This window comes from Candidatus Laterigemmans baculatus (genome assembly GCF_010367455.1).
Lineage (GTDB): Bacteria > Planctomycetota > Planctomycetia > Pirellulales > Pirellulaceae > Laterigemmans > Laterigemmans baculatus.
This window is the reverse complement of the sequence record NZ_WRPR01000019.1, coordinates 1-11,433: the sequence shown is the minus strand read 5'-3', so window position 1 is coordinate 11,433 and position 11,433 is coordinate 1. Positions and strand designations below refer to the sequence as shown.

Genomic DNA, 11,433 nt, shown 5'->3' with positions numbered 1-11,433 from the left:
TCAGAACGCCGAAAAAGCCGCTGCCTCGCGTCACGATCGTGCCCCTGCGGCGCTTCCCGAAATCGTCTCCTGCAAGCGGGTCGAGGTCGGATCGCCCGAGGTCGTCGCCCGCCGACCGGTGAGGTTCTGGGTGGAGGGATCGCGGATCACCGGAACGCCTCCCAATACGGTCGCTCGCGGCCGACGCGTGATGATCGCGTGCACGCCGAGCATCACGGCGACCAATCCCAGGGAGAGGATCAGCAACTGGCCGGCAATGATGGCCAGGGCGGGAGTCAGCAGCGCCAAACCACCGACGCCGAGGGCGGCGACGATCAACGCAAAGGGATGCCGCAGGCGAGGGACGTACAGTAAGAGGCACGACACCGCCAGGGTCAGCGTGGCGACCAGGCCCCACAGGAGCGGACGCCCCGCCTCGAAGAACCGCAGCGAACCGGGATCGGAGGTGACCAGCAGATAACGATTGCCCACCTGCAGTTCAGGGCGTTCGGGAGCTCCCATCCACCGCAGCAAATCGGCGTACGACCGCGTGGCGACGCGGTGGACGAACAGCTTGGCATATCGCCAGTGCATCATCTCGGTCGTCCCGGGGGCCGTCCAAATCAGGTGCCGGTCGGTGGCGAGGACCACGTCCCAGTAGATGTTTCCACTGCTGACCGGCAGCTCCCAAGCCGGTGTGATCGCTCCGCCAAAGAGGCCGCCGCTGTGGCCTCGCCAGAGACGCAAGTCGACCAGATGCGATTCGGCCGGATCGAGGGCTACCGAGATTCCTTGCCGCGTCTCGACGAAATCGAGCGTCTCTTGGCCATCGATGTAGACGCGAACCATCGTTTCGGAGGACTGCGGATCGTCCGCGTCGACCGGTGCGAAAGCGATGTGGAAGGAGTCTCCTGCCCCGGCGATCTGGGCCAGCAAGCGATCGTAGCGGCGGGTGCGGTTGATCTCGCTGTGCAGCACCGCGCGGGTCACGACCTGCCGCCGATGGATCTCGGGCGGATGGCTGCGGACGGCGACCGTCAGCTGCTGACCTCCCTCCTCCTCGCCAGCCGCCACGGCCGGCTGTTCCTCGACCCGCAGTTCGTACCCGGCCGATTCGAGCGTCCGGATTTCGAGGGGACCATTGAGCGTCCCTCCGACCAACGCCGGCCGCGGGGGCGTGAACGTCCACTCGCGGAACCGGCCCTCGAACGCGTCCGGCAGCGGCGCGGCGCCGACTGGGGAGCCGTCCGCGAGCGGGACGGGATCCGGGGCGGACGGCTCGGGCAATGGCACGATCGCGGTCAGCCGCACGCGGCGGGGCAGGTTGTCGAGATCGTCCGAGTAGAGGATCACTCGGCCCTGGGCGTCCTCGCGGAGCAACCCGGGCCGCCCATCGACCGTCGCGTCCCACTGTTCGAGGGCGGTCGATTTGGCGGCGCTCGGTTTGGGGGCGCTCGGTTTGGGGGCGGTCGGGCCAGTTGCCGAACCGGGATCGGAGCCAGGGCTTCGCTCGCTCCCGCCCCCTGCCGAAGTTTGCCCGCCTGCCGAAGTCTGCCCGCCTGCCGAAGTTTGCCCACCCCCGGGATCGTCGCGAGCGACCGAGCCGTCGTCACCCTCGGAACTCGCCTCCGCATCCTCCTGCGGCTTGGAAGAGGAAGCGGTTTGCCGCTGCAGATTCAGCCGAGGCAGCGAGATGGGCAAGCGCCCGCGGAGGCTGCCGCGGGGCGTGACGAGCCAATCGGCGGTGATCCGCAGAGAGTGGTCGATGACGGCCAGCTCGATCGCGGCGTCGATCGTCGCTTCGGTGCGGTCCTCGCTTAAAAAGCCTTCATAATCGGGGGCGGGGCCGACCGGCTTGACCTGGAACATCTGCATCCGGTCGCCATTGGTTTCGCTCGCCGGATCGGTCGGCAGCGGGCTGAGTCCCTGGCTGCTCTGCAAGTCGGTGATCAAGGCCAATCCATCTTCGGCACCGATCCGCAGCGTCCCGGCCTCGAAGATGACGGTCCGATCGTCGGCCGCGCCGAGCGTCGGCAAGCTGAAGCGGACCGCATCGTCCTCCGGATCGAGCGGACGGGCGGCGAGCCAGCGGACGCCGATCGACGAGCCTCCACTGCCGGCGAGTTCGCCCAATTCCAGCTCGAGTCCGTCGCCTTGTTCGCTCAGCGGCGCGTCGAGGCTGCGACCGGTCTCGGCGTCGGTCACGGCGGTCGTCTGCCACCCCGGGGCGTCGACCACCAGCGGCAAGCCTTCGATCACTGTCCCGGTGGCCCGGATGATGGCCTCCATCGTGATCGCGGTTTCTCCGACCCGGATCAAGTACTCGGGTTTGACTCGCAGCAATTGTTGCTTGGCCGCCAACCAGAGCGGCAATTCGAAAGGCACCCGGTCGAACTGGAAACGGTAGACGCGAAAGTCGACCGGATCGGTCGTCCCGGTCCGCCAGGCCGAGCGGACCGGCGGCTGCTGCAACCACCGCAAGCGGAAATTGCGGTCGGTGCGGACTTCGATCTCGCCCGACTGGCGGGCGGCGCCGACGACCACCGGGCACCGCAGCAGGAGCGGATCGTCGCTGTCGTAGAGCCGTCCGGGGAGCCGGAACTCGAGCGTGAATTTGACCCGCGAAAGCTGCTGCGCTTCGTCTGGCACGACCTGCACGCGGCGGTCGCGAATGTCGCGGGAGGTGACTTGGACCGTGGCGCTATTGGGCAGCGGCTCGAGCAATTCCGCGCCTTCGGGAAGCGTCACTTCAAAAGGCCCGATGTTGCCCCGCCGGTTGTGGACGTCGAGCTCGACCGAGAGGGCCGGTGAGGCTTGCGGATCGTCCCAGGTCACCCGCACTCGGCTGTCGACTTCCAGCACCTGGTCGCTCGGCCGCCGTCCGTCGCGGACTCGCCAGGAGAGGGTGAAGTTGCCGCCCCCCGACTCGACCTCGACGGTCGTCCGTCCTGCTTCCCCTGGCTGGACCGTGACCACTTCGTCGCCGCGGCCGACGACCAGCGCCGAGAGATCGACGCCGCGGATCGACATCGCGACGGTCGTGGGCGCCGCGGGCAGATGGAATTCGATCGCCGGGCCGGCGTCGGCGATCACCCGCGTCACCACCCGCATGCGGACTTCGACGTTCCGCGGCTGATCGGCCTGGACCCACAGCAAATGCCCTCCCTGCTGCGGGTCGAGGTCCATCTGGTACATCTCAACGCCCGCCACGTCGGCCGGGCCAAGGCGGTGAAAGCCCTCCATCTGCAGCGGGATTGAGATCCACTGGCCGGGCGTCGGCGAGACTTTGAGTTTGACCGTGACCGACAGCTCGGCACGATCCTCGCCAGCGGTCCCCTCGATTGCGATCGATTCAAAGGTGTAGGGCTTCGAGGGCTGGACCCAACCCGATTCGACTTTCCGCCACCGCTCGAAATCCTCAAACCCCACGCCCGGAATCATCAACCGATTGCCGTTTTCGTCGAGCAGGTAGAACGCGTCGGGATGGATCCCGCCACCGATCACTTCGGGCAGCTCTGCCGGGGGCGCAGGAGGCTGGGCCGCGGCCGGGGGAGCGGCTGCGAGGACCAGGAGCAGCGCGGCGCCCCCGAGCAACGCGACGGCAGGCACCGCGACGGCAGGCAACGCGACGGCAGGCACCGCGACGGGCCCATGCTTCCGCACCTTCAGCGACCATCCCAGCCATCGCTGTCGGGGCGAGGGGAAACGCGAGCATCGGCGAACTTGTGCGTGGGGCACTGTCAGTTTCGCTTTTCCGTCGAAAATACCGGCAGACTCCGCCGTGCGTGCAGGACTGGCTTGCGCGCAGGGCTGGTCCGAAGGGGGCGAGAGGCGGTTAGGATGAGGCCCGCTCTATTCTAAGCAGACTGCCCAAGCGGTAATAGCAACCAGCTCCGCAGAGAGTACGCAGGAACGGTCGAAATGGCTCGCTGCGACTGCCCCGGGCGTTATCTTCGGAATAACCGGACCGCGTTTTCCGTGGTCAGCTCCGCGAGACTCTCGGGCGACACCCCTCGCGCTTCGGCGATGCAGCGGGCGGTGTGGACCACCCGAGCCGGTTCGTTGGGGCGTTTGCCACGCAGCGGTTCGGGGCTGAGGTAGGGCGAGTCGGTCTCGATCAGCAGCCGATCGGCCGGGACGCGCGAGGCGACGTGCCGCAGTTCGGCCGATTTTTTGAAGGTCACCATCCCCGCGAAGCTCAGGTGCAGCCCCATCGCCAGGAACGCTTCGGCCAGCTCCCAGTCGCCGGTGAACGAATGCATGATCCCCCGCAGCGGACCGCCGGCTGCCCGCGGGGTGAGCACTTGGAGAATCTCCTCGCCGCTGTCCCGCATGTGGACGATGAACGGTTTGTCGAGCTGGGCGGCCAGCTCGAGGTGCTGTTCAAAAAACTCCCGCTGGAGGTCCATCGGGGCGTCCTGCCAGTAGCCGTCGAGCCCCGTCTCGCCGATCGCCACCACTTCCGGTCGCTCGGCCAGCGCGGCAATCGCTTCCATGGCGGCGGGCTCGACCGAGCTGACGTAGTTGGGCTGGATGCCGACGGCCGCGCACAGCAAATCGGGGTGAGCCGCCGCCAGTTCGCAGCACTTCTGGCTCGACGGGACGGTACAGCCGACGACGCAGATCCCCACCAGCCCCGCCCCGCGGGCCCGTTCGAGCACCCCCTCGCGATCCTCGTCGAACGGCTCGCTGTCCAAGTGGGCGTGGGTGTCAAACAATTTCACGTCGCATCCAACTCGTGTGGGGAATCCCGCTCGTTCAGGCAGCGGAAAAATAGAACCGGGTCAGGTGGTAGAAGACCGGGGCGGCGAAGCAGACGTTGTCGATCCGGTCGAGCAATCCGGCGTGGCCCTGGACGAGCGTGCCGGTGTCGTTGACCCCGCGGTCCCGCTTGATCGCGCTCAGCGTCATCCCTCCGGCGAACGCCATTACGGCCACGACCATCGACATCATCCCGGCCTCCCACCAGGCGAACGGCGTCGCCCAGGAGAGGGCCGCTCCGCAGAGGCCGGTCGTGATCATCGAACCGACGACCCCCTCCCAAGTGCGGCTGGCGTTGATCTCGATCGCGATCACGTTCTTCCCCGCCACGCGGCTCCAGGCCTGCTGCAGGACGTCGGCGATCTGGGCGATCAGGATCAGAAAGAACAGCACGCTGACGTTGCTCCCGGTCCACTCCCCGCCGTCGCTCAGCCGCAGATCGAGGTCGAGCAGGGCCGGGGCGTAGCTGAGCGAATAGACGCAGACGAGCAGCCCGGCTTGGATCTTTGCACTCCGCTCCAAAAAGCGTTTGAAGTCGCCAGCGATCGCGATCCGGGCCGGGATGAAGAGGCTGGCATAGACCGGAATCATGATGCTGTAGAAGCCGTAGAAGTCGATTTCGCGGCCCCGTGTGAGCCACTCCGGAGCGTTTTCGCCGAGTCCGATCAGGATGTACTGCAGCGGCGTGAAGACGAAAAACACCCAGAACAGCGTGCGGTGATCACCGCGCCGCGTGGGCGTCATCGTGATGAACTCGCGGAGCGCCCAGAACGAGATCAGCCCGAACAGGACGACGACCCCGACGCGGTGCAGCAGGAAACCGAACACCAGGATCGCGAACATCATCCACCACACCCGCAGGCGATGGTTGAACCGCCGCAGCATCGCCGGTTCGATCGCCAGCCGCTCGCGGCGCTCGAGGATGATCCCGACCAGCGTGGCGATCCCGAGCACGCCGAAGACGACTGCCAGCAGGATGTAGGTGCGGAGCGTCAGCCAGACGGCTCCGTCATCGCCAGACGCCGCGTCCACCGCTTGCGCCCAGAGCGTCCAGCTTGCACCGCTCACCCCTCATCTCCTTTGAGCGCCCGAACGGCGCTTCGCGCGCGGTTCAGAAAGTCGGCTTTCGGCTCGCCCGCTTCGAGAAAGATCGGCGGCCCGATCGTGATGCAGGTCAGCAGTGGGACGGGCAGGATCTCGCCCCGCGGCAGGACGCGGTTGACGTTGTCGATGTACACCGGGACCAGTTCCAAATCGGGCCGCTTCTTGCCCAGGTAGTAGAGTCCGCTCTTGAACTGCCCCATCTCTTCGCCGCTCGTCCGCCCTCCCTCGGGAAATACGATCAGCGAATAAACGTCTCCCATCTCGCGGATCATCAAGTCGATCGGGCTCTGGTGGACCTTGATCTCCTTGCGGTCGATCAGCATCGCGTTGAAGGCTTTGGCCAACCGCGGCTTGACCCAGCCGCCGGACCAGTAGTCCTTGGCGGCCACCGGTCGGGTGATTGCCCGCAGGTGCCGCGGCAGCGCCGACCACAACACGACCGCGTCGAGATGGCTGGTGTGGTTGGCGAAGTAGACCCGCTGGCAGGTGTCCGGTTGGCAATCGACCCATCGCACCGTATACCCGCTCAACAGCCGCGCCAGCAGCACGATTGCGTGACCGGTCAGTTTCATGCGGGCGCAGCAGGGGGCGAAGCGGTGAACGAAGCGAACAGCAAACCAGGCCCCCGGAGTTTAAGCCCGCAAGCGAAGAGCGGGTAGCCGGGAGGGTAGGGAGCAGGCTCCCGGTGCTCGAACTCAGAACTCAGTACTCGTACTCGTACTCAGCGAAGCAGTACTCGTACTCAGCGAAGCGGTACTCGAATCCGGCGTTTTCCCAGAGCAGGGGCCCGGATTCGAGTGCGAGTACGAGTACGAGTACCGCTGACGCTGAGTACGAGTGAGCAAGAGCGGCACGGTTCTCCCTGCAACCTGCTCCCTCAAACCTCGCCTCCCCTAGAACCGGACGCCGCTGGTGAATTTCAGCCCGACCAGCCCCATCGTTTGCTCGGCGTCGTTGCTTCCGGTGGCTCCCATGCCGGTGCCGATGCCGATGATGTCGAAGCCGAGGCTATCGGAGTTCGCCGCATTGCCAGCGTTGAACCAGGCTTGGCCGACCAGTCCCCCTTCGACGAACAGATCGTAGCAGCCCATCCGCCGTGTCCAGTTGGCACCGACTTCGAGTTCCACCACCGGCATCACGCCATCGTTGATGATTTCGTTGGAGAATTCGCCCAGCGGTCCGGCGGGATTCAGGTTGGCCGCTCTCTGCCGCCGTTCCCCGAACAGCAGCGATCCGCGGCCGAGCCCGTAGATCGCCAGCTGGGTCTGGCCGATCTGGCGGTAAGCCTGCAGCGACGTGGTGGGGCCAGCTCCGTTGAACGTGTTGCGAGCCTGGAACGAAGCGGAATCCAGAACCGTGCCGGTGGCCGTGTCGCTCACGGCAATCGTCGCATCGTACCGCTGCCCCAGGTGGGCATAGCGAATCCCGGCCGAAAATAGCAGCGAGGTACGGCCGAGCTCGGTGTCCCAAATTCCTTCCAGATCGATCACGTCCAAGTCGAGCCGGTGGGTGGCTCCAGCGGACAGCGTTTCACCGACTCCCGGTGCTCCGGCGAACGAGCCCCCGGCACCGAGCAGCGACGGGGTTTGAAGCAGGATATCGGTCGTGGGATCGTCGGTCGAATCGCTCACCCGAGTCCCCGAACCGAGCGTCCACCAGCGGACGCGAGCTCCCAGCCCTTTGTCACCCGAGTAGCCGACCGAGACCAGCGGAGCGAAGTCGGCATCGTGGTCGAAGTCGATCTGCTCGCCCTCGGCCACCGCCCCGAGAGCGGGTTCTTCGACGACTTGGAACGCCGGGTTGTTGGTCCACTGGGGCGTCAGCACGTAGAACCCGATGTCGCCAAACCAACCCGCCTGCGACGGGGGGGCATATTCAAAGCACTCGGCGTCATCGACTAGCGGAGGCAGCACCGTGTCGGAAGGACTCGCGGCGTATCCAGCCACTCGTGGGAGCGGCTCCTCGGCGACGGCCTGCAAGGAAAATCCAACGGTCGCGGGAGCGAACAAGAGCGTCAGCAGGGCAAAGCGTTTCAAGGGGGGGATCTCCGTACTCCGTGGGTCGCACCGGCAGCAGCCATCCGTGGCGGCATGCATGAACCCCGTCTGGACTCCAGGAAGGCTCGCCTGCTGGGTCTCATCCGGGGTCTTCAGGGAATCGGTTCCCCGCCGCCGACCGACCGCCTCCAATTGTCGGCACCGCGACAACCGGCTCGACCGTCGTCCGTTCACTAGGTTGTACAGACCGTGCAGTCTGTACAGAGGCCCCCCTCAATGACGTTGAGGGACCAGCAGCGGGACCAGCACGTCGCGCTGCTGGGCGAGGTCGCCGAGCGTGTACCGGTCGAGCGCGGCAAAGAATTCCTGCTGGGCTTCGCTGAGGATCGATTTCAAGTGGCAGACCGGCTCGATCGGACAGTGCGAGTCGGCCGTATGGCACTCGGCCAGGGCGGTCGACGGCTCGAGCGTGCGGATCAGCTGGCCGAGCTTGAGCCCTGCGGCATTTGGTCCCAGAACCAACCCTCCGCCTCGCCCCCGGCGGCTGCTAATCCAGCCGAGTTGCGTCAGCCGCTGGGCGACTTTGGCTAAGTGATTCACCGAGATCCCGTAGGCTTCGGCGACCTGTCGGACCGAGGCCGCTTCGGGGGCCAAGGCCTGCAGGTAGATCAACAGCCGCAGCGAGTAATCGGTATGGGTGGTCAGGTGCATCGAACTCTCCGCTTGACACTTCAGAATAGGTATTTAACATACCGAATAAAACGGGTATCTCAAATACCGCTTTGCTTTCTCGAGGCCACGATGCTGACTCCCGAAACGATCGCGACCGTCAAAGCCACCGCCCCCGTCTTGGCCCAGCGGGGCGAGGAACTGACCCGCCACTTCTACCGCCGGATGTTCGCGGGCAACCCCGAGGTGGGGGAATTTTTCAACCCCGCCAACCAGGTCAAAGGAACGCAGCAAAAAGCGCTGGCCGGGGCGATTTGCGCGTTTGCCGCCAACGTCGACAACCTGACGGTCCTCGGGCCGGCGGTGGAGTTGATCGCGCAGAAGCATGTCTCGCTGGGCATCAAGTCCGAGCACTACCCGATCGTCGGCGAACACTTGTTGGCTTCGATTCGCGAGGTGCTCGGGGAGGCCGCGACCGACGAGGTGATCGACGCTTGGGCCGAGGCGTATGGTTTTTTGGCGGGCGTGCTGATCGGCCGCGAAGGGGAACTGTACGAGAGTCATCGGGAGCAGCACGGCTGGGAGGGCTTTAAGGATTTTGTGGTCGATCGCAAAGTGGTCGAGAGCGACTGCATCGCTTCGTTCTACCTCAAACCGGCCGACGGCAGTCCGCTCGCACCGCACCGCCCGGGGCAGTACCTGACGATCCGCGTGCCCGGCCAAGAGGCGTACACCACGATGCGAAACTACAGTCTCTCGGCGCGACCCGGCGTGGGCTACTACCGGATCAGCGTCAAACGCGAAGGGCCGCTCACGCCGGAAGGTCAGCCCGGCCACGTCTCAAACTACCTGCACGACCACGTGCAGGAGGGGGGAATCGTGGAAGTGGGACCGCCCTGTGGCGAGTTCTTTTTGGATGTCAAAGCGGCCGCCGAAGAGTCTCGCCCGCTGGTGTTCCTTTCCGGCGGGGTGGGGATTACGCCCGTGCTGTCGATGTTGCACGAGGCGGTCGAGGCAAAGCTCGAGCGGGATATCTACTTCATCCATGGGGCGGTCAACGGTCGGCTGCATGCGTTCGGCGACGAAGCCCGAGCGTTGGCGGCCCAGCACGACCGGGTGCAGACCCATTTCTGTTACAGCCAGCCGCGCGAGCCTGACGTGGCGGAAAACCGCTGCGACAGCCAAGGTTTCATCAACGTGGACTTGCTGAACGAAATTCTGCCGTCGCTCGATTGCGAGTACTATCTGTGCGGGCCCAAGCCGTTCATGGCGGGACTCTACAATGCACTTCGCCACGCCGACGTGCCTGAGAGTCAGCTGAACTTCGAATTCTTCGGCCCGCTGCAGGACATGACCTCCGAATCGGCGGCTTGTCCGGTTTGAGTCCCCCCACCTTTACCCTCCCCCGGGAGGGTCGGGCTCTCAGGCCCGGGGAGGGGCAGCGAAACCTCAGTGCGACGTACGCTCCTTCGGCTTCATCTCCCGCGCCCTCCCCGCTCGTTCCTCGCGACCCTCCCGGGGGGAGGGTGATGGCGGCATTGGGTCAGGACGCGTCGGTTTGCTCGCCGGATGCAATCACTCTTTGGAGCTCGATGAGGACCGCTTCGGGATCCAATTCGCGTTGCTCACAGGCGTAGGCGAGCGACTTTCCACCGCAGCAATAGTCGATCCCGAGTCGCTCGAATAGCGACAGCGACTCGGGGTGCTCGATGCACCAGTCGATGATGTTGGAGTGGAGGTCGAGGTCGTTCATGCGCGGCGGCTAAGACGAAACGCAATCTTTGAAAGGGAGCAGTCACGATGGAGTTACCGGTCCGCTACAGCGATGTGCTCGACGCATTGCCGCGAGTCCATGCTTTGCTCCCGCAGACGCCTCTTTATCGCTGGCCCGGTCTCGGTTCGCTGCTCGGCTTTCCATTCTATCTGAAACACGAAAACCACCAACCGACGGGCGCGTTCAAGATTCGCGGCGGAGTGAACCTCGTCGGCACGCTCGGCGCGCGGGAGCGGGAAGCGGGGATTCTCGCCGTCTCTACCGGAAACCATGGGCAATCGCTTGCTTACGCCGCGGGGCGTGCAGGAGTCGCCTGCACGATCGTCGTCCCTCGAGGCAACAACCCTGACAAGAACTCCGCCATTCGTGCCCTCGGCGCGGAGCTGATCGAAGCGGGAGACGATTTTGACGAGGCGCGGGAATGCGTCGAGGAGATCGTTCGCCAGCGGGGCGGCCGCTACGTGCATTCGGCCAACGAGCCCCTGCTGGTCGCCGGCGTCGGCACGATGGCCTGGGAGATTTTCCAAACCCTCCCCGCACCCGACGTGATTCTCGTTCCGATCGGACTCGGCAGTGGAGTCTGTGGCACCTGTATCGTCGCCAAGCATCTCCGCCCCCAAACGCAAATCATCGGCGTCCAGGCCGCCGGGGCCGATGCCGTCGCCGCCTCCTGGCAGGCAAAAAAAATCGTCACTCGCCCCCGCGTCGACACCTGCGCCGAAGGAATCGCCACTCGCGTTCCCGCAGAGATGACCCTCGAGATCATGTGGAAGCTGATGGACGACGTGATCCTGGTCGACGACCAAGAAATGCGGCATGCGGTGTATGAGATTCTGCAGCGAACCCACAACCTGCCCGAAGCCGCCGGGGCCGCGGCCCTTGCGGCGGCTTATCAGCAACGCACGCGGTTCCAGAACCAAACCGTCGTGGGGATTCTCTCCGGCGGGAATCTCGACATGCCCACCCTGCACGCAATCCTCCACGAACGGCAGGGCTCACGCTAGTTGTTATCAGCCGCAACGCGTTAGTCCGGATTATTCATCAGCCGCCGGGCGCTAACTGGACAGCGCCACTTTCTTACGCTGAATTGCCATAAAGTCAGCAGTGCCCAGCAGTTGGCTACCAAGTCGTTTAACGGCAAGCCGAAGG

The 11,433-nt window shown here is 65.2% G+C and carries 9 protein-coding genes; 2 read left to right on the top strand and 7 right to left on the bottom strand.

All coding sequences use genetic code 11. The features are described from left to right. Positions 1-30: 30 nt before the first annotated feature. The 6 genes from GNK13_RS04000 to GNK13_RS03975 all read right to left on the bottom strand — a co-directional run bounded on the left by GNK13_RS04000 (position 31) and on the right by GNK13_RS03975 (position 8,552). Positions 31-3,618 carry a hypothetical protein gene (locus GNK13_RS04000; RefSeq protein WP_164101154.1) on the bottom strand — a complete coding sequence of 1,196 codons (3,588 nt, stop codon included), beginning with the start codon at positions 3,616-3,618 and terminating at the stop codon, positions 31-33. 308 nt (positions 3,619-3,926) lie between these two features. Further along, positions 3,927-4,703, bottom strand: a complete 777-nt coding sequence (locus GNK13_RS03995; RefSeq protein ID WP_164101153.1) for a TatD family hydrolase — start codon at positions 4,701-4,703, stop codon at positions 3,927-3,929. 34 nt (positions 4,704-4,737) lie between these two features. Further along, on the bottom strand, positions 4,738-5,808 hold the full coding sequence (locus GNK13_RS03990) for a phosphatidate cytidylyltransferase (protein ID WP_235934763.1): 1,071 nt from the start codon (positions 5,806-5,808) through the stop codon (positions 4,738-4,740). Continuing rightward, a complete protein-coding gene (locus GNK13_RS03985; protein WP_164101152.1) occupies positions 5,805-6,416 on the bottom strand; it encodes a lysophospholipid acyltransferase family protein in 612 nt (203 codons plus the stop codon). The genes GNK13_RS03990 and GNK13_RS03985 overlap by 4 nt, the downstream gene beginning before the upstream one ends. A gap of 321 nt (positions 6,417-6,737) precedes the next feature. Beyond that, a complete protein-coding gene (locus GNK13_RS03980) occupies positions 6,738-7,880 on the bottom strand; it encodes an Lpg1974 family pore-forming outer membrane protein (protein ID WP_164101151.1) in 1,143 nt (380 codons plus the stop codon). Positions 7,881-8,114: 234 nt separating this feature from the next. After that, the gene (locus GNK13_RS03975; protein ID WP_164101150.1) at positions 8,115-8,552 is read right to left on the bottom strand and encodes an Rrf2 family transcriptional regulator; all 438 of its coding nucleotides are present in this window, start codon (positions 8,550-8,552) and stop codon (positions 8,115-8,117) included. Positions 8,553-8,642: 90 nt separating this feature from the next. On the opposite strand from GNK13_RS03975, the gene hmpA reads away from it, so the two are divergent. Next, complete coding sequence (gene hmpA / locus GNK13_RS03970) at positions 8,643-9,893, top strand: NO-inducible flavohemoprotein (protein ID WP_164101149.1); 1,251 nt, start codon at positions 8,643-8,645, stop codon at positions 9,891-9,893. Between the two features lie 160 nt (positions 9,894-10,053). Here the strand turns inward: hmpA and GNK13_RS03965 are convergent, their stop codons facing one another. Then, entirely contained in the window at positions 10,054-10,263 is a 210-nt protein-coding gene (locus tag GNK13_RS03965; RefSeq protein WP_164101148.1) for a DUF542 domain-containing protein, read from the bottom strand. 47 nt (positions 10,264-10,310) lie between these two features. Between GNK13_RS03965 and GNK13_RS03960 the strand changes: the two genes are divergently transcribed. Further along, positions 10,311-11,288: a threonine dehydratase gene (locus tag GNK13_RS03960; protein ID WP_164101147.1), complete on the top strand. Its 978-nt coding sequence runs from the start codon at positions 10,311-10,313 to the stop codon at positions 11,286-11,288. The last annotated feature ends 145 nt before the right edge of the window (positions 11,289-11,433 follow it).